Source organism: Burkholderia sp. Ac-20384 (assembly GCF_017104605.1).
Lineage (GTDB): Bacteria > Pseudomonadota > Gammaproteobacteria > Burkholderiales > Burkholderiaceae > Burkholderia > Burkholderia lata.
Genome location: NZ_JAAGPE010000006.1, coordinates 26,451 through 44,330 on the forward strand (window position 1 = coordinate 26,451; position 17,880 = coordinate 44,330).

The 17,880-nt window shown below is 64.2% G+C and carries 15 protein-coding genes; 5 read left to right on the top strand and 10 right to left on the bottom strand.

All coding sequences use genetic code 11. The features are described 5' to 3' along the window. Positions 1 to 91: 91 nt before the first annotated feature. Positions 92 to 796: an SDR family oxidoreductase gene (locus G3O00_RS02535; RefSeq protein ID WP_039354670.1), complete on the bottom strand. Its 705-nt coding sequence runs from the start codon at positions 794 to 796 to the stop codon at positions 92 to 94. A gap of 134 nt (positions 797 to 930) precedes the next feature. On the opposite strand from G3O00_RS02535, the gene gcvA reads away from it, so the two are divergent. After that, on the top strand, positions 931 to 1,863 hold the full coding sequence (gene gcvA / locus G3O00_RS02540; RefSeq protein WP_206141936.1) for a transcriptional regulator GcvA: 933 nt from the start codon (positions 931 to 933) through the stop codon (positions 1,861 to 1,863). Between the two features lie 33 nt (positions 1,864 to 1,896). Further along, a complete protein-coding gene (locus G3O00_RS02545) occupies positions 1,897 to 2,178 on the top strand; it encodes a hypothetical protein (protein ID WP_206141937.1) in 282 nt (93 codons plus the stop codon). A 35-nt stretch (positions 2,179 to 2,213) separates the two neighbouring features. Here G3O00_RS02545 and G3O00_RS02550 read toward each other — a convergent pair whose 3' ends face one another. The 6 genes from G3O00_RS02550 to G3O00_RS02575 form a co-directional block, all read right to left on the bottom strand. Beyond that, complete coding sequence (locus tag G3O00_RS02550; RefSeq protein ID WP_206141938.1) at positions 2,214 to 2,801, bottom strand: pyridoxamine 5'-phosphate oxidase family protein; 588 nt, start codon at positions 2,799 to 2,801, stop codon at positions 2,214 to 2,216. Positions 2,802 to 2,898: 97 nt separating this feature from the next. Next, complete coding sequence (locus G3O00_RS02555) at positions 2,899 to 3,090, bottom strand: hypothetical protein (protein WP_206141939.1); 192 nt, start codon at positions 3,088 to 3,090, stop codon at positions 2,899 to 2,901. 12 nt (positions 3,091 to 3,102) lie between these two features. Then, positions 3,103 to 4,302, bottom strand: coding sequence for a PLP-dependent aminotransferase family protein (locus G3O00_RS02560; protein ID WP_041493387.1), 1,200 nt, complete (start codon positions 4,300 to 4,302; stop codon positions 3,103 to 3,105). A 316-nt stretch (positions 4,303 to 4,618) separates the two neighbouring features. Beyond that, positions 4,619 to 5,587, bottom strand: a complete 969-nt coding sequence (locus G3O00_RS02565; protein ID WP_206141940.1) for a hypothetical protein — start codon at positions 5,585 to 5,587, stop codon at positions 4,619 to 4,621. A 106-nt stretch (positions 5,588 to 5,693) separates the two neighbouring features. After that, a complete protein-coding gene (locus G3O00_RS02570; RefSeq protein ID WP_174932232.1) occupies positions 5,694 to 7,334 on the bottom strand; it encodes a DUF2334 domain-containing protein in 1,641 nt (546 codons plus the stop codon). 12 nt (positions 7,335 to 7,346) lie between these two features. Then, positions 7,347 to 7,643: a hypothetical protein gene (locus tag G3O00_RS02575; protein ID WP_241024906.1), complete on the bottom strand. Its 297-nt coding sequence runs from the start codon at positions 7,641 to 7,643 to the stop codon at positions 7,347 to 7,349. 981 nt (positions 7,644 to 8,624) lie between these two features. Between G3O00_RS02575 and G3O00_RS02580 the strand changes: the two genes are divergently transcribed. Next, positions 8,625 to 10,574, top strand: coding sequence for a glycosyl transferase family protein (locus G3O00_RS02580; protein WP_241024909.1), 1,950 nt, complete (start codon positions 8,625 to 8,627; stop codon positions 10,572 to 10,574). Next, a complete protein-coding gene (locus tag G3O00_RS02585; RefSeq protein WP_206141942.1) occupies positions 10,571 to 12,265 on the top strand; it encodes a bacteriophage N4 adsorption protein A in 1,695 nt (564 codons plus the stop codon). Before G3O00_RS02580 ends, G3O00_RS02585 begins: the two co-directional genes overlap by 4 nt. A gap of 40 nt (positions 12,266 to 12,305) precedes the next feature. Here G3O00_RS02585 and G3O00_RS02590 read toward each other — a convergent pair whose 3' ends face one another. Together G3O00_RS02590 and G3O00_RS02595 are read right to left on the bottom strand one after the other, a co-directional pair. Next, positions 12,306 to 13,208, bottom strand: a complete 903-nt coding sequence (locus tag G3O00_RS02590) for a hypothetical protein (RefSeq protein ID WP_241024910.1) — start codon at positions 13,206 to 13,208, stop codon at positions 12,306 to 12,308. Positions 13,209 to 13,690: 482 nt separating this feature from the next. Further along, positions 13,691 to 15,991 carry an NADP-dependent malic enzyme gene (locus G3O00_RS02595; protein ID WP_206141943.1) on the bottom strand — a complete coding sequence of 767 codons (2,301 nt, stop codon included), beginning with the start codon at positions 15,989 to 15,991 and terminating at the stop codon, positions 13,691 to 13,693. Between the two features lie 136 nt (positions 15,992 to 16,127). On the opposite strand from G3O00_RS02595, the gene G3O00_RS02600 reads away from it, so the two are divergent. Continuing rightward, entirely contained in the window at positions 16,128 to 17,099 is a 972-nt protein-coding gene (locus G3O00_RS02600) for a LysR substrate-binding domain-containing protein (protein ID WP_206141944.1), read from the top strand. A 92-nt stretch (positions 17,100 to 17,191) separates the two neighbouring features. On the opposite strand, the gene G3O00_RS02605 is transcribed toward G3O00_RS02600, so the two are convergent. Then, positions 17,192 to 17,869 carry a hypothetical protein gene (locus G3O00_RS02605; protein ID WP_206141945.1) on the bottom strand — a complete coding sequence of 226 codons (678 nt, stop codon included), beginning with the start codon at positions 17,867 to 17,869 and terminating at the stop codon, positions 17,192 to 17,194. Positions 17,870 to 17,880 lie beyond the last annotated feature (11 nt).

The following is a 17,880-nucleotide window of genomic DNA, read 5'->3' on the forward strand; positions in this document are numbered from 1 at the left end:
TGATGTATCCCGGATTTGTCTGATTTGTACGCGTTTGTAGCAGCTGCGAGGCGAGCGGCCGGGCTTCTACGGCCGCTCGCCGGTGCAACGCTCAGAGCGCCTTGACGATCGCGCCGTCGACGCGAATGTTCTGCCCGGTGATGTAGCCCGCGCCGTCCGACAGCAGGAATGCGACCGTCTTCGCGATCTCGCCGGTCTTGCCGAAGCGGCCCGCCGGAATGCGGGCGACGATCTCCGGCGTTTCCGGCCAGCTGTCGATGAAGCCCGGCAGCACCGCGTTCATCCGGATGTTCTCGGCCGCGTAGCGTTCCGCGTAAAGGCGCGTCCACGCGCTCAGCGCCGCGCGCAATGCCGACGAAACGGGCATCGGCTGCTCGGGCGCGTCCGCCGCGAAGCTCGAGATGTTGACCACCGCGCCGCCGCCCTGCTTCTGGAAGATCGGCGTCACGCGGCGCATCACGCGCACCACGTTCAGCAGGATCAGGTCGAGCCCCGCGTGCCAGTTGTCGTCGGTGATCGCCAGCAGTTCGCCCTTCGGCGGATGCCCGGTGTTGTTCACGACCGCATCGATGCGGCCGTAGCGCGCGACCGTTTCCTGCACGAGCCGGTCGATGTCGGCTTCTTCCGTCACCGAGCCCTGGATGCCGAACCCGCCCAGCTCCTCGCCGAGCGCCACCGCGCTGCCCGACGGCGACATCAGCGCGACGCGATAACCCGTCGCCGCCAGTTCGCGCGCGATCGCCGCGCCCATGCCCTTGCCTGCTGCCGTGATCAACGCTACTTTTTCTACAGTCACGATATGCTCCTCGTTCGAATCCTGCCGCCGCGCAGCCGCCGTTCGGCGCGCCATGGTGGTAATGTAGGCGCATCAATCACGACTGTCGAACCAGTATTTCTGCCTCCAGCCGATAGTTTTTCTACAGCCTGACGATGCCGCCTCGCCCCTCCCGCCTGCCGCCGCTGAATGCGCTTCGCGCGTTCGAAGTGTCTGCACGGCACCTCAATTTCCGCGCCGCCGCCGACGAGATCGGCGTCACGCAGGGCGCCGTCGCGCAGCAGGTGCGCCATCTCGAGGACGTGCTCGGCCTGAAACTGTTCGAACGCCTGCCGCGCGGCCTCGCGTTGACGCACGACGGCGCCGCCTACTTCTCCGACGTGCAGCGCGCGCTGCACGCGATCGCCGACGCGACCGACAAGCTCGTGAAGCGGCGCGCCGCGCTGACCATCAGCACGACACCGTCGTTCGCGTCGAAATGGCTGATCCCGCGGCTCGCGCAGTTCACCGATGCGCATCCCGACTACGACGTGCGCGTGATCGCCGATTCGCAAATGGCGACGTTCCGCCACGACGGCGTCGATCTCGCGATCCGCTACGGCAAGCCGCCGTTCGGCAAGCATCTCGCCACGCACGCGCTGTTCCCGCTCGACGTGTGTGCGGTGTGCAGTCCGGCGCTACTGGCCGCGCCCGCATCGCCGCGCGCACTCGCGGGCCATGTGCTGCTGCACGACGCGCACGACCTGTGGCCCGAATTCCTCGCCGCGCTGCCCGAGCCCGTCGACCTCGATCCGCACAAGGGGCTGCGCTTCAACCAGACGTCGCTCGCGATCGATGCGGCCGTCGCCGGTCAGGGCATCGCGCTTGCGACCGATCCGCTCGTCGAGCGCGACATCGCCGCGGGCAGGCTGTGCAAGCCGTTCGATTTCGCGTTTCCGCTGTCGGTGGGGTTCTATCTCGTGTATCCGGCCGAGCGGCGCGACGACGATGCAATCGTCGTGATGCGCGAGTGGATGGCCGCGCAGGTGGTGTCGGACGGGCGGAGACCCGATTCAGCCAGCAGTCGCGGCGCGGAAAGCAACGCCTAGGCGCCGGGCGTCATGGCGTGAGGAGGTGGTCCGATGGGATGGGAAGAAAAGTACGGTGGCATCTGGACGGGCGTGCTGATGCCCGGCGAGATGTCCGTTGCCGAAACGCATCTCGCCGATCGCCATCTGGTCACGCTGATTGCCCGACGGCCGGATGGTCTTTATCGGGCCGTCGTCCTGGGGCATCGCCCCGATCCTCAGTGGCGCGTGCCGTTCTGGGGAGAAGTCACGGCGCCCGCGATGGTCCCGTCGATCGATGACGCCGAGCAGTACCTCGCCGCGGCGTTGGCCAATCTCGTCGAACGCGGCTCGTGAAAGATGACGTCCTGACGGACGGCCCCTGAGCGCACTCAGGGCGCGATCCAGCGGCCCTCGTAGCCGCCTTCATGCAAGTCGAATGCCGCGCGGCGATGGCCGGCGCGCGCGAGTTCTAGCCAGTCGATGCGCGTCACGCTCACGTGAAGCAGGCAGAAGTTGCCGTAGCCGTCATCGGTTGATGCGACGCTGTCGACATGCGCGGCTTCCGGCGACTCGACCGGCGTGCCCGGCGGCAACGGTGCGCGATACAGCAGCAGCGTATGCGGACGGCTCGATTGCCAGATCGCGCGGCGTTGCGCTTCGTCATCGCAGATCGATGCCACACCTTCCACACGAATCTGCACGAGCGCATCGAGATCGTTGGCGACGAGCGCGATGCGCGGATCGCGGCGCAGCTCGGCGACCTTCTCCGAACGCGCATCGGTATGAAACGACAGCACGCGATCGACGCGGCTCACCTGACGCAACACGATCGTGCGCACCTTCGGCGCGCCGTCGATGCCGAGCGTCGCGGCCTGCAGCATCGTGAACGGCGAGCGCTGCGCGCTCACGCCGGATTCGAGGCAGGACCACAGGCGCTCGTACGTTTGCGCGAGCGATTCGGAAGTGGAGTCGGACATGTCGAAGCAGCGATCGTGCAGGTTGCGATCGCGCCAGCTTAACCGTTTGCAGCGGCGACGGCACGCGTGCACCGCGCACCGGCCGTCACCGTACGACTCAGTTGTAGCCGAGCACGACCGATGCGGCTTCGCCGAGGTCGGCTGCCGGCTCCGTGCCGAAGCGGCCGAGCACGTCGGCCACGTACTGCGGCCCCGCGCTGATCTGCGACGACCGATGCGCAACCGGCCGGTTATCGCCCGCGCCCGGCGCGACGCGCATCGATGCGGCTTCGTTGACGGTGATATTCACGTTGTAGTCTCCTCACGCGGCCAGCGCCGCACCATACGCGCGCACGAGGCGCGCCACGCCTTCCCGGATCGCGTCGACGTCCGGCGCGGCAAACGACAGGCGCAGCGAGGCCGCGTCGACGTTGTCCGCGAAGAATGCCTTGCCCGGCACGAACACGATCTTGTTCGCGATCGCCTGTTGCAGCAGCACGTCCGACGACACCGCGCCGATCCGCGCCCACACGAACATCCCGCCTTCCGGACGATGGAATTCGATCGCATCGCCCAGGCCGTCGCGCAACGCGTCGCACATCGCCTCGCATTTGCGCTGGTAAGCGGCCGTGATGCGCGGCAGATGGCGTTCGAGCGCACCGTCGGCCAGATACTCGGCGGCCACCGCCTGGGTCCACGGCGTGCTGCACAGATCGACCGTCTGCTTCGCGATCACGCAGCGCCGCGCGATCTCGGCCGGCGCGATCGTCCAGCCCACGCGCAGCCCAGGCGCGACGATCTTCGACAGGCTTGCGAAATGCACGATCCAGTCGCGCGCACCGTCCACTTCATCGGCGAGTGCGAGCATCGACGGCACGGCTTCGCCCGCGAAACGCAGGTCGCCGTACGGATCGTCCTCGATGATCAGGAAACGGTATTGCACCGCGAGACGCAGCAGCTTCAGCCGGCGCTCGCGCGTGAGTGTCGCGCCCGTCGGGTTCGCGAAGGTCGGCACCGTGTAGAGCAGTTTCGGCTGCGCAATCGCGCCGGACGCGAGCTGTTCGCCGAGACGATCGACGTCGAGGCCCGCGCCGTCGACCGGAATCGTCACGATGCGCGCCTGTTGCAGACGCATTGCCTGCAGCGTCGCCGGGTAAGCCGGTTGCTCGGTCAGCACGACGTCGCCGGGCGACACCATCACGCGCAGCAGCAGGTCGAGGCCCTGCTGCGAACCGGTCGTGACGAGCAGTTCGGCCGGCGTGCACGCCACGCCGCGGCGCCCCATCAGCGCGATCAGTTGCTGCTTCAGTTCGGCCAGGCCGTCGGTCGGGCCGTATTGCAGGCAGCGCACGGGCTGCGCGTACGCACGCTCGGCGGCTGCGTTCAGGCCGTCGACGTCGAACAGGTCGCTGGCCGGATAGCCGCCGGCGAAGGAAATCATGCCCGGTTCGGACAGGTACTTGAACAGTTCGCGGATCGGCGAGCCGGCGGGATTCTGGAATGAGGGAGTGAACGCGTACATGTCGTCGTGAGCTGGATGGCGCGGACGGCCGGGATAGCCGCCAGATACCGGCCACCGCGGCGCTTCTGGCGCCACGGCGGTGAAATCGAGCCACGATTGTCGATAGTCATTAAGGCCGCGGCAAACGATATCTATGCACTAGGTCTTGCGGTTTGGTCATCACATGGGGCTCAGGCAGGAGCAGCGAAACGCCCCGTCCGGCGGCGCGACGACATCGGGTTCCGTACGGGTGTTGCTGGCGGAAAGCCAATCCCGACGATTGTTTCGCCATGCGCTTGTGCGCTCACCTTGCCCCGCTTGCCGGGATCGAACCGAATCAGTGCGGTGTCCCGGAAGGCGTGGCCGGCGGCGGCTTGGGCTTCCACGTCGAAAGCGCGTGCGTGAGGTCGTCCGACACATAGTGCGGACCGTCGAACAGATAGACGGGATAGCCGCGATACGCCACCAGCTGCTTGCTCAACTCGTCGGCGCTGGCTGAACGGAACCCGCCCCGCTCGGCGGGCCGGAACGCCTCGGCGATGACCCGCACGCGTTGCTTGCCCAACCGTGCAACCAATTCGTCGAGGTAGCTGCGCGCGACATACGGCTCGCGGGCATAGACGCCGCAGCCATCCTGAAAGAACACGCCGACGTCCGCGGGCAGCCACGCGGCGAGCCACTCCGCGAGCGCCTTCCCGCCGATATTGGTCTGGTCGTACACGCTCACCCAGAGCGGACGTGGCAGCCGTTGCAGGATCGCGGCGAGCTTGGGCGCGTCCTGCCAGGTCGGATCGATCTCGACCGGGAAGTAGTAGCCGGTGACATGCAGCGGGACCGTTGCGTGCGCCACTTCCAGCGACTGGTCGGCGAGCGTCGACAGATGGGTGCGCGCCCGCTTCTCGTCCTGGTAGCCGGCCAGGCCCAGGATCACGTTGCGGGCCCATGGCTCACGGCCGATACGTTCCCAGTCGGGAAGGTGCGCGGCAGGCTGGATGCGGGTGTTGGCGATGAACGCGGTATCGTCGACGACGGTCCACTGAATCAGCAGATCGTGTATGCCGAGTATCTGCCAGCTGCCGACCGGATTGGTCGTCGCGTTGTCCAGCTGCCAGACGATGCCGTCCGCGTGCACGTCGTGCGCGGTCCAGCTGCAGGCGGCGACGACGAGCGACGCACCGATCGCCGCGAGCGTCGCCGCGCGAGGCGAACGCGGCGCGACGGCGGGCGAGCCCGGTCGCACTGCAAGCCGGAACCGGCCCATACGCTGTCGAATCCTGCGCCAGGCCGGGATCGCATACGTGGTCATCGCTGGTTCCCCGGAAGCATGCCTGCGCGTCATCGTAGCCGATCAAACGCAAACGTGCGACCCGCGTTGCCAATGCGGGTCGCACGAGGTTGTCGCTACGTCGGCGTCACTTGGCCGTCGTGCCGTCCACCCACGTGTAGCCGAGATTCGTAATGCCGGTAATCATGCTCTGGAAGTCCTGGTACGCCGGCAATCCGAGATCCGGTTCAAGCCAGTACGGGTGGAAGAAGAAGGACGCGAAACCGTCCCGCACCGCCAGGCCATACTGCGCATTGGTCACGATTTGCTGCCACGTGTACGTGATGCACGAGAACGGGTCGATATTGCAGATGTTGTACTGCACGCTGCCCAGGTTCTCCGGAACGATCCGCTGCCCGTAGTAATCGGAATTGATGATGTACGGGAAAAACTGCCCGGCGGAGAAGTCCTGGTTGGCCGCCCCTGTTCCGATTTGCGGATTGGTCGCGGTGTAGTACACGGCCCGCTGGAACGTGGTCGGGAACGTGAGGGCCGTGGCCGTCGATGCGGCCGGGGACATCTGGTACTGCGGCGCGGCAAAGCCGACGATCTTGTAGCCGTTGGTCGTGAACTCGAGCAGGCCATCGGCCATTCTGCCTTCCGCCCATGGGACGGAGTCCTCATCGACCGGCCGGTTCTGCACCGCGTACCAGAACTCGTAGTCGTTGCCGCTGACTGCATTCAACAGGTTCGGCGTCGAATCGTACTGGTGCGTGTAGCCATGCATCACGATCGAGCCGCCGTGCAAGAGCGCGTAATTCAGCGCTTTCTTGAGGCCCGTTGCCTGCGCCAGGTGGATCGTCTCCGGCACGCCGCCGTTGTAATAGCCGTTCGGGTCCGTATACAACGGGATGGTGGCCATCGTGAACGGGATCTTCTTCGAGTACATGTAGTTCGTCAGCAGTTGCATCGAACTCGTGGTCGTGTACGCGTCGAGGTCCTCCAGGCGAACGAGCGCACGATGATTCACCGGTGCATTGGTCTGCAGGATGTCGTGCAGGATGTCGCAAATCACCAGGTAGCGATCCGTCGGTCCGATGTAGGAAAACGGCATGTCCGCGAAGTACCAGAAGTTGCCCGAGCGCACGATGTAGGGTGCGGTTGCCCCGCTCTGGCTGTTCTTGATGGTGACGAGGGCTTGCGCCTTGGTGGTATTGATCTGGGTCAGGCCGACATCCGGATCCGCGCTGATGACGCCGGTCGACGCGTTATACGAGTAATACTTGACCATCGACAGGTTCTTGTACGTGACGGTGTCGTAGAAGCCCGGGTTCGGATTGCTCGAGGAAGGCGTCGCATTCATCCCGGCGAGGCCCAGGAAGCTGAACCCGAAGGTCTGGTTGAACGTGTAGGCCGTGTTCCATGCCAGTTGCCACAGGTTGTACTTGAACCAGACCACCGTCTTCGTGGTGGTCATCACGTCGCTCATGAACGCCGTCGGAATCGGGTTGTTGTAGTAGTCGCCGATATAGAACGTCGCGTCGTGGCTCCCGACCATGCCGGCCGTGTAGTTCTGGATCGGAACCATATCGACCGTCGTGTTGAAGTGGCCCAGCAGGTTCCTCAGCATGATGCTGTACATCAGTCCCAGCTTCGAATACGGGTCGTTCGCCGGATTGTCGTACAGGATGAGCGTATGGGCGGTGGTGGCCTGCGCGTGCGCGGTGCCCGGCAATGTCATTTGCGCGAGTCCCGCAAGCAGGGCGATGACGATCAAGATCTTTTTCATGGCCGTTTCTCCCTAGTCACGTTCCACGTTGCCGTTGGATTTATTGACAGACTTCTTGCTGAACTTCGGGCGGCCCGTTTCCTTGTACGCCAATTCCCAATCCTCGTCTGACATGCCGGCTTTCACGTTGACGTGCGCCGATCCGTTCGGCAGTGGCGGCGGCTTGATCTTCGAGGCAGAAGAATTACTCGTCTGCTGCGCACCCACATCCTGAACGCCGACGGCGAAGACGAGCGTCGTGATCAATGCGGCGATTGACCCGGCGGCGCTCAACCCGTTTCGAAAAGATTGATTGCGATGCGAAGGCATGATTTTCATCCTTTGATATGCAAAATAAGTTCATCTCGTTAGCGAAACGAGCACGTCGAATCACCATCCGGAATCGGGGCGCCATGTCGTTAAATTCTGCTGCGCAATTGAAACCAGACAAATAAATCCGGGAGGAGATGGTTTGACTTTCAAGCTAGAACCGTACCATCCGTCGCAAATGGGCATAGCGCCAAGGGGACAAAATTGACGCATCGACACAGCTCAAAAATGTGTCGATAAAACGTTTCAGGCATGCAACGCGGCGGTGTCACGAATTAAATCGGACAAACGCGAAAATCATGTTCGTACGATTCAGGGAAAACCAGTTAATCGCCGCGCGTCGCAACGATGCAACGCTGCAATCGTCGTGAGTGGCATGCATGCGCAATGACGACCGCGGTGCCGTGTTTCCGGTTCAACGCCCATCCGTTCCGCCGGCCACCGCTCGAATCGCGCGACGATTTCACGAGAGCCGTCGCCGCGGCCCGCCAAAGGGTCCGAAAACGATGTGTCATCCGATCGATCGAGTGCGTGTTTCAGCACTGAAACATTTGGCGCGGATTCGGCGGGCCGATCCCGTACCCCGCCGTTCGACGCCCGCAAGCTCAAGGGTCGCGCAGCGATGGCGCACGACTTGCTAGATGAGTTGTGTGCTGCGGAGTCGGTGCGCGGGGGCACTGCGCGTGCGTCGGGTGGAGAGCGGTTGCAAGCGTTGAAGCATGCAGGGACGGAGGCAGGCAAGCAGGACATGGGCGGTCAAAAAGTCATCCACTGAACACGTTGCATCGCGCGCGATGCAACGTGGCCACATCGAGGAAGTTCGCGCCCTGCGCAGCGCTTTTTCGAGCGGCGGGCATTCGCGCGGCGCAAGCCGCGGAGTGGACGTGACGGGGGCGACGAGGACGGGAAGGTTTCGTCTTGCGTCGATACGAGGGGGAATAACCAGATAAAAGATAAAACGCGGAAAGAATGATGGATAACATGATTTGGAGTACGTATTTATACGCACTCAACCTTGTCGCCATTGTGACCGCAATCGTCATCCTGGTAAGCACCCTGGATGACCTCACGCTGGATGCCTGCTACTGGTCCTTTGAAATCCGTCGCATCCTGCGCCGAGAAAAATCGCAAACGGTCGATATCGGCATGCTGCGCGCGCTCGAAGAGCGGCATCTGGCGCTGATGGTGCCGGCGTGGAAAGAATACGACGTGATCGCCAAGATGATCGAGAACACGTTGGCGACGCTCGAGTACGAGCGATACGTGATCTTCGTCGGCACCTATCACAACGATGCCGAAACCACGGCCGAGGTCGAACGGATGGTCCGCCGGTATCCGGGCAGGGTCACGCGCGCGACCGTGATGAACGACGGGCCGACCTGCAAGGCCGACTGCCTGAACTGGATCATCGAAGCCATCCTGCGTTACGAATCGGTCCATCACATTCAGTTCGCGGGCGTCGTCATGCACGACTGCGAGGACGTCATTCATCCGGTCGAACTCAAGTACCTCAACCACGCGGTGGCGGATAGCGACCTGGTCCAGCTTCCCGTGCTGTCGTTGCCGCGGAAATGGAACGAGTTCGTCGCCGGCTGCTACCTGGACGACTTCAGCGAGACGCACCAGAAGGATGTGCCGGTGCGCGCGCGGCTGACCGGCGTCGTCCCGGGCGCGGGCGTGGCGTCGTGCTACAGCAGGCGCTCGATCGAAGCCGCGATGAAGGAACGCAACGGCTCTCCGTTCAACACCAGTTCGCTGACCGAGGATTACGACTTCAGCTTCCGGTTGAGAGACCTGGGGATGAAGGAAACCTTCGCGTGCATTCCACTGACGGGGATCGCGCGCGATGACACCGACGAGCGCGCACGGGGTGGTATCGTCAGCCGAAACCTGCTGGCCACGCGCGAGTACTTTCCGAAAACATTTCGTACCGCGTACCGTCAGCGCACGCGCTGGATCCTCGGCATTGCCTTCCAGGGTTGGGAGCAGCTCGGCTGGAAAGGCAACCTGCTCACCCGATACATGTTCTTCCACGATCGCAAGGGCATCGTGACCTCGCTGTTTTCGGTCATTGCCTATGGCGTGCTGCTCAACTTCCTGCTGCTCGGCGCGCTCCAGAGAGCCGGCCATGTCATCCCGAACGGCGCCTCGCTCGTCATGGCGACCGACTGGGTCGCACCGCTGCTGTGGATCAACACCGCGATGCTGTTCGCGCGCGCCGGGCAGCGCTTCCATTTCGTCAGCAAGCTGAACGGCCCGACCCAGGGGCTGCTCTCGATTCCGCGGATGTTCGTCAACAACCTGATCAACTTCTACGCGGTGTGCCGCGCGTGGCGCATCTATATCCGCCACCTGGTGACCGGCAAGCCCATCGCATGGGACAAGACCAGTCATACCTACCTGTCGAACGAAGCGCTCGGGAAAGTGCGCCTGAAAGTCGGCGAGATCCTGGTCGGCTGGGGCGTCGTGACACTGGAGCAATTGCAGGCGAGCCTGGAGAAGCAGCTGACCTGCGGCAGGCGGCTCGGGGAACTGCTGGTCGAAGGCTGCGCGATATCCGCCGAATCGCTGGCGGATGCGATCGCCGAGCAGGCCGAGCTGCCCCGCGTGAGCCTCGGCAACGTCGCGGTGGGCCACTTCGCGGATTCGCTGGCATTCGAGCTGCAGTACGCGTATCGCGCCGTCCCCTTCTCGACCGCGGACGACGGCACGTTGAACATCGCGGTCGGGCGGCCGCTCTCGCAGGACGAGCAGGATGTCGTGCGGCGCGGCGCCCGATCGAACGTGGCCTACTTCATCGCGTGCGATGCGGAGATTGCCGCCGAACTCTCCCGGCACTCGCGCTTCGTCGAACTCGCTCGCCTACGCGACGGCGACCCGGCAGCGCAGCAGGGCGCTCCCGTGCAAAAACCCTCGGGAGAACAGGCATGAAGCATTCAACACTCCCGATCGCGGCCAGCCTCACGCGCTGCGCGCGATTGAGCGCACTGGCGATCGCCGTATCGCTCGCCTGGCAGGCGCCGGCTTTCGCCGCCCAGCAACTGACACCCAAGGCCTACAAGCTGGCCGACAGCGCGTACAAGGCGATCAACGCCGGCGACCTGCCCCTCGCGGAAGTGTATGCGTCGCGCGCCATCAAGCTTCAGCCCGGAAGCGAGCAGCTCGGGCTGCTGCTCGTCGACGTATACAGACGGGAAGGAAAAGTCGACGAAGCGGACGACATGGTCGAATCGCTGATCGTTCGTTTTCCGAAGAGTGCGGCGGTACGCGCGCAGCATGGCTACCTGGCGCAGCGTCAGATGCGCTACGACGTGGCCTGCAGCGATTTCGCGACCGCCGTCGCGACCGGGAAATGGAGCAAGGATCAGCAGCGCAACCTGCGTCTCGCCTGGTCGGACAGCGCGCTCGCGGCGAAGCTTCCGCATGAAGCCGGCGTTGCGCTGGCGCCGCTGGCCGATGAAAAATCGGCCGTGGTCCAGCTGCGCATCGCGCAGATGAGCCTGCAGGCAGGCGATCGCGACACCGCCATCCGCGTGGCGGACCTGGCGGCCAGCGACGCGACGACCGATGGCGAGCGCAACATGGCCGCGTCGATCGCCGCACAGGCGCGGTTGGACGATCAGGCCGCTCAGGCGCCGGTGGACAATACCGCGCAACAGAAGCTGCAGGACGCCTACGACCTGCTGCGCGACCACAAGGATCGCGAGGCGCTCGACGCATTCCAGGAGGGATTTTCCGGCGGGGCCGGCAATGCGATGAACTACGCGGACGCGGGCTACGCCGCCAAGCGGATCGGGCTGAACCAGGAGTCCATCGATCTGTTCGAGCACAGCCTCGACGCCGACGAAAACGAACACACGTTCGATGCGCAGCACAAGTTCGGCTATCGGCGGGAAGTCGAGCAGCTTCAGCGCACCTGGGGGTTCGTGCTGAGCGTACCGTACCAGTCGGCCGCGTTCGGCCCGCAAGGCACGATCAGCGTATTGCAGCCGGGTATCGAGGTGTACTGGCAGCCGCCGAAGATCGGCTATCAGAACGGCCGCATCTTCCAGTTCTTCGTGCGCGGATACGGCACCGCCTACGACGGATCGGGCAACGTGACCGGCATGCCGACCGTGCAGGGTTCGGTGGGCGCGCGCTACAAGCCGCTGCCCGACCAGAACGTCGTGCTGACCGCCGAGCGGCTGTTCCACGTCGGCAGCCTGTCGATGACGGACTGGCTGATGCGCCTGGGGTATTCGTCGGAAGGCGGGACCGATCTGAGGGTGACCGAGCCGAGCTGGCGCAGCTGGCAGGCGTATGTCGAGGGCGCTTACTTTATCAGCGCGGGTCGATACATCATTTATTCGGAGTTGCGCTACGGGCACACCTGGCGGTTGCCGATGATCAGCGATCGGCTGACCGTCTACCCGCACGCCGCGGTGGCCGGCGATCATGACAATCGGCAGCCGGACAAGACGGCGATCGGCGCCGGGCCCGGCATCCAGGTTCGGTACTGGTTTCGCGAAGGCCGCTATAGCGCGCCGGCAAGTTATCTGGATGTCACGGTGCAATACCGGTTCGGGTTGACGTCAGCGGCACGCGCACGTGGTCTCGTGGTACGCGCGACATTGTGGTTCTAGCCATCGACGCTGACGCTTGATCTGAAACGGCGCTGTTCGCTTAGTTGGGCGACTTGAGCGGAAGGATCGTTTGACGCAACAGCTGGAAGTACGAGCTCGTCGAATACGGGAGCATTTGCTCGACGTAGTTCCACCAGAAGAATCCGCCGATGAAACGCGGATCGGTCATGCTGTTGACCATCGGGTAGTACGTCTTGATCAGGTTCTGCTGCACCGACGCCGGCGCGGAGGTTTCCGAGGTACCGATTTCGCCGAAGCCGACCTTCGCGTTCGGGAAGATGCTTTCCAGCGCCGCGAAATCGTTCTTCCACGTCGGATTCAGCCCCGGGCAATCCTGGTACGGGTAGTAGCTGAACAGTGCGTAGTCGGCTTGCTGGCGGACCGTCGAGGACAGGAAGGTGGTCGGCCACGTCTTCCAGTAATCCTGCGGCTTCTCCCAGCAGTTGTTGCCCTTGCTGTCGTCGTTGTAGTACAGCGTGATGGCCGTCTTGCCGCCGTTCGATTTGACGATCTGGTTGGCCGCGGCAACCATCTGACCGATCTGCTGCTCTTGCGAGTTGACCACGGCGTTCGTGCCGCTCGGGTTGTTACGCAACCATTCGCCGTTGATTTCGTTCGCGATCTCCCAGACGTCGACGGTGTTCTTCAACTGCGACACCAGCTCCTGCGTGCGTGCCTGGTACGTCGCGAGATCTGTCGGGAAATAGTAAGAATCGTAGACTTCGCCCATCACGTACGCGACTGCATGCAGGCGCAGCAGCGGTGCGTAGTAGTCGGCGGCCGACGTACCCGGATCGAACACGACACGCACGGTGGGCTTGTACGGCAGGTTCTGCAGCGACGCGACGATCGCGTCCAGCTTGGTCAGGTCGTCGAGGGTCACGCCGTAGACGGGATTCTTCAGAGGTTCGACCTGGGCTTGAGCGGACTGGGATAAAGGCAGGAGCCCAGCATAAGCGACGCATGCGGCGATGGCCGTGCGCGAAAGATTTTTCGTCAGTCTTTTCAAAACGCTTTCCGTCCTAAAGTAAGAAGAAGCGCGATTTTAGACGAAAATAAAAGCTAATTATCGGACGATATTGAAAGTGGCGAGCCCTAAAAGATGGTTAGGATCGGTATCAAAAATGGACACGCCAGGGTGTCGCGCCGAGACGGTTGTTACGTGATACTTATTAAATGCACTGCATCATCCATGCCTGGATGTGACGGGTGCGCCTCCGGGTAAAGCCGAGGTCCGGGTCTGCGTGCAAACGATTGCCGACGACCGAAGCGGCGGTAGCCAACCTCGGTGGACACACGCGGCGCCGCGTCACGAACCACCCGCGGCACCCGTTCACCAGGCGACCGATAGCGGAACCCGCGACAACCGGGAGTCCGCTACGCGGCGCCTTGCGGAGCCTCCACGGCCCCGCTTCCCTTTCCTGCTCAGGCAGACGCGGTGCGATTCGCCTCGATCACCGTCAACGCCGCCATGTTCACGATCCGCCGCACCGTCGCGCTCGACGTCAGGATGTTCACCGGCGCGTTGACGCCCAGCAGGAACGGCCCCACCGCCACGTTGCTGCCCGCCTCGGTCTTGAGCAGGTTGTACGCGATGTTCCCCGCGTCCACGTTCGGGCAAACGAGCAGGTTGGCGGCCCCCTTCAGCGGCGACATCGGCAGCAGCCTCGAGCGCAAGCCCTCGTCGAGCGCGCAGTCGCCATGCATCTCGCCGTCCGCCTCGATATCCGGCGCCTGCTCCCGGACGATCTCCAGCGCCCGGCGCATCTTCACGCCCGACGCCGCACTCCCCGACCCGAAGTTCGACCGCGACAGCAACGCCGCCTTCGGCGTCAGGTTCAGCCATTCCATCTGACGCGCCGCGGCAATCGTGAATTCCGCGATCTGCTCCGCATCGGGGTTGTCGTTGACGTGCGTATCCACCAGCGCGACCGTCCGCTGGTCGAGCAACAGGATGTTCATCGCCGCATAGGTCGACGCACCGGGCTTCTTGCCGATCACTTCGTCGACGAACCGCAGGTGGTTGTGATACTCGCCCACCGTCCCGCAAATCATCCCGTCCGCATCGCCGAGCCGCACCATCATCGCGCCGATCAGCGTCAGGCGGCGCCGCATCTCGACCCGCGCCATCTCCTTCGAGATGCCATCCCGGCATCGCAGCTCCCAATACGTCGTCCAGTACTGCGGGAACCGCTCGTCATACTCGGGATTGGTCACCTCGACGTCCTGGCCGAGCCGGATCCGCAGGCCGAAACGCTCGATGCGCGCCAGCAGCACCTCCGGGCGCCCGACCAGGATCGGCCGGGCCAGCTTCTCGTCGACGATCACCTGGACCGCGCGCAGCACGCGCTCGTCCTCGCCTTCGGTAAAGACGATCCGCGCCTTGCCGCCGTCGCGCACCAGCCGACGCGCCGTCGCGAACAGCGGCTTCATGAACGCGCCGGAATGATAGACAAATTGCTGAAGTTGCTCGACGTACGCATCAAGATCGGTCAGCGGGCGCTTCGCCACGCCGCCTTCCATCGCCGCCTTGGCCACGGCCGGCGCGATCCGCACGATCAGGCGCGGGTCGAACGGCTTCGGAATCAGGTATTGCGCGCCGAACGCCACGTCGTACGCGCCGTAGGCCGCCGCAACGACTTCGTTCTGCTCTTCCTCGGCCAGCCCCGCGATCGCGTGAACCGCGGCGATCTCCATTTCACGGGTGATCGTCGTCGCGCCCACGTCCAGCGCGCCGCGGAAGATGTACGGGAAGCAGAGGACGTTGTTGACCTGGTTCGGGTAGTCCGAGCGGCCCGTCGCGATGACGACGTCGTCGCGCGTCGCATGCGCCAGTTCCGGGAAGATTTCCGGGGTGGGATTGGCCAGCGCGAGAATCAGCGGGCGCGGCGCCATCGCCTTCAGCATGTCGGCGGTCAGGATGCCGCCGACCGACAGGCCCAGGAACACGTCCGCGCCGCCGATCACGTCGGCCAGCTTGCGCGCGTCGGTTTCCTGCGCGAAGCGCGACTTGGCCGGGTCCATCAGCGCGGTGCGGCCGCGATAGACGACGCCTTCGATGTCGGTCACCCAGACGTTTTCAACCGGCAGCCCGAGGTCGACCAGCAGGTCCAGGCAAGCCAGCGCGGCGGCACCGGCCCCCGACGTCACGACCTTCACTTCCGAAATCGACTTCCCGACGACCTTCAGCCCGTTGATGAACGCGGCAGAGACGGTAATGGCGGTACCGTGCTGATCGTCATGGAAAACGGGGATCTTCATGCGATCGCGCAGCTTCTGCTCGACCGTGAAGCACTCGGGCGCCTTGATGTCCTCGAGGTTGATGCCGCCGAAGGTCGGCTCGAGACCGGCGATGATGTCGACCAGCTTGTCCGGATCGGTTTCGTTGATCTCGATGTCGAAGACGTCGATCCCCGCGAACTTCTTGAACAGCACGGCCTTGCCTTCCATGACCGGCTTGGACGCGAGCGGGCCGATGTTGCCCAGACCCAGCACGGCCGTGCCGTTCGTGATCACGCCCACCAGGTTGCCGCGGCTCGTGAAACGGTGCGCCTGCAGCGGATCGGCGGCGATGGCTTCGCACACGCCCGCCACGCCCGGCGTGTAGGCCAGCGCGAGATCGCGCTGGGTCACGAGCGGCTTGCTCGCGACGACCGAGATCTTTCCCGGGGTCGGAAATTCGTGATAGTCGAACGCTGCCTGCTGCTGTGTCTCAGTCTGTTTCATGTTTTCCGATCCGGGCACGGGCGCCAGGCCAGTCCCGGCGCGATCCATGAAGGTGATTCTAGGGATCCGCCATAAGGTGATGATTCTGTTTTAATATCGGTCCATCACTTTTTCATGATGAATACGTGACCAGTCAATGATTTTCGATGCAAACGACGTGGTCAGGCGGCTGGGCGCCCGCTTGAAGATGCGGCACCTGGTGCTGTTGTTGCAGATCCAGCAGCACGGGTCGCTGACGCGCGTCGCGGAGCACATGGCCAGCAGCCAGCCGGCCGTGACGAATGCGCTGTCCGAGCTGGAGAGCATGTTCGGCACGCCGCTGTTCGAGCGCTCGTCGCGCGGCATGCGGCCCACCGCGCTCGGCGCGGTCGTGCTCGAGCGGGCGAAGGCGATGCTCAAGGATCTCGACCACCTCGCCCGCGAGATGGAGGCGGTCGCCGCCGGGCATGCGGCCCACCTGCACATCGGCGTGATCCCGTTCATTTCCGGACAAATGCTGTCGGCGGCGCTCAAGCGGCTGCAAGCGCGCATGGAAAGGCGCCTGACCGTGACGATTCACGAAGGCACCAGCGATCAGCTGCTGCTGCAGCTCCGGGATCACAGCGTCGACATCGTGATCGGGCGGGCCTCGTCGGCGATCGACCTGGGCCAGGTCTCCTTCGAAGTGCTGTACCAGCAGCAACCGCGCATGATCGCGAGCCGGCGTCTCGCCGCGAAACTGGCCCGCACCGCGCTCGACTGGCACAAGCTGCACGCGCTCGACTGGATTCTCGGCGCACCGCACACGCCGATGCGCGAACAGGTCACCGACCTGTTCCTGTCGGCCGGCATCGCGCCGCCCGTTCCGATCGTCGAGAGTTACTCGTCCAAGCTGATCGGCGAGATGATCGCGTCGAGCGACGAAGCCGTCTCGATCGTGCCCGCCGATATCGCGGAAGAACTGGTGCGGATCGCCGGGGTCGCGATCGTGCCGTACTCGCTGGTTTGGACGCTCCCGCCCATCGCGCTGTTTACCCGCGCCGCGGATTCACGTTCGCCTGCGCGGGATCTGCTCGTCGAGGCGCTGCGCGGGGTGTGCAAGGAGACTTACGGGGACGCGCAGCGATAGGGTTTCGAGAACCGGCCGTGCGTTGAACGGCTCGCCGGGTCCGCCATAAACTGCCCTGTGTGCGGGCGGATACCGGGCACGCCTGTCGCAGGCTACTTGCTGGCCGCGAGGCGCCGCAGAATTTCCGCACGCTCGGTGGCCAGCACACGATCCGAGCCCTCGCCGCGGTCATAGCGCCTGGTCGTCCGGTAGGAAAACCACTTCCTGTATTGATTGATGGCGGGATCGAACACCCACGCGTCGACGTCGAAGAAGTGCTTGCCGAAATGATCCTCGTTGTCGGCCCACACGAAGTCCGCCCGGACGAACACCGGATAAGGCGACACGTCCGGCGCCTTCCACATCGCGCGGTCAGCCGATTCCGTCTGGGTGACTTCCGGCATCAGGTTTTCGATCTTGCCGTTCGCGCCGTAGCGCAAGATCGCCACGCGCTCGAGCATCCCGCTGCCGCCGCCCGAGAACATCCCCGAGAAGAACACCCAGGAACCGCCCGATGCAATCGGCAACCGTTCGGAACGTGGCATCAGTCCGAACTGGTAAAACTCCTTCGGCGAATTGGGAAGCGGCGCAGGCGGCATCTGGAAGCACGGCGCACGCTCGGGAAGCACGCAGAGTGTCGCGCCGGACAGCGGGAGCCCGTCGCTATCCGTCCGGCCCTCCGCCTGGGTGAAACGCGGGAATGCCAGTTCGCTGGAGGCCGCTTGAGCCGCTGCGATACCCACGACGGAAATGCCCAGGATCACTCCGAGCGACTTGAAGACCCTGCGCATGCCCCTGCCCC

Bases quoted from the DNA above. Each gene is read 5' to 3' on its own strand.
- G3O00_RS02565 (WP_206141940.1), bottom strand. From the start codon at position 5,587: ATGACCACGTATGCGATCCCGGCCTGGCGCAGGATTCGACAGCGTATG.
- G3O00_RS02605 (WP_206141945.1), bottom strand. From the start codon at position 17,869: ATGCGCAGGGTCTTCAAGTCGCTCGGAGTGATCCTGGGCATTTCCGTC.
- gcvA (WP_206141936.1), top strand. From the start codon at position 931: ATGCCGCCTCGCCCCTCCCGCCTGCCGCCGCTGAATGCGCTTCGCGCG.
- G3O00_RS02580 (WP_241024909.1), top strand. From the start codon at position 8,625: ATGATTTGGAGTACGTATTTATACGCACTCAACCTTGTCGCCATTGTG.
- G3O00_RS02585 (WP_206141942.1), top strand. From the start codon at position 10,571: ATGAAGCATTCAACACTCCCGATCGCGGCCAGCCTCACGCGCTGCGCG.
- G3O00_RS02575 (WP_241024906.1), bottom strand. From the start codon at position 7,643: ATGCCTTCGCATCGCAATCAATCTTTTCGAAACGGGTTGAGCGCCGCC.
- G3O00_RS02550 (WP_206141938.1), bottom strand. From the start codon at position 2,801: ATGTCCGACTCCACTTCCGAATCGCTCGCGCAAACGTACGAGCGCCTG.
- G3O00_RS02600 (WP_206141944.1), top strand. From the start codon at position 16,128: ATGATTTTCGATGCAAACGACGTGGTCAGGCGGCTGGGCGCCCGCTTG.
- G3O00_RS02545 (WP_206141937.1), top strand. From the start codon at position 1,897: ATGGGATGGGAAGAAAAGTACGGTGGCATCTGGACGGGCGTGCTGATG.
- G3O00_RS02560 (WP_041493387.1), bottom strand. From the start codon at position 4,302: ATGTACGCGTTCACTCCCTCATTCCAGAATCCCGCCGGCTCGCCGATC.
- G3O00_RS02595 (WP_206141943.1), bottom strand. From the start codon at position 15,991: ATGAAACAGACTGAGACACAGCAGCAGGCAGCGTTCGACTATCACGAA.
- G3O00_RS02570 (WP_174932232.1), bottom strand. From the start codon at position 7,334: ATGAAAAAGATCTTGATCGTCATCGCCCTGCTTGCGGGACTCGCGCAA.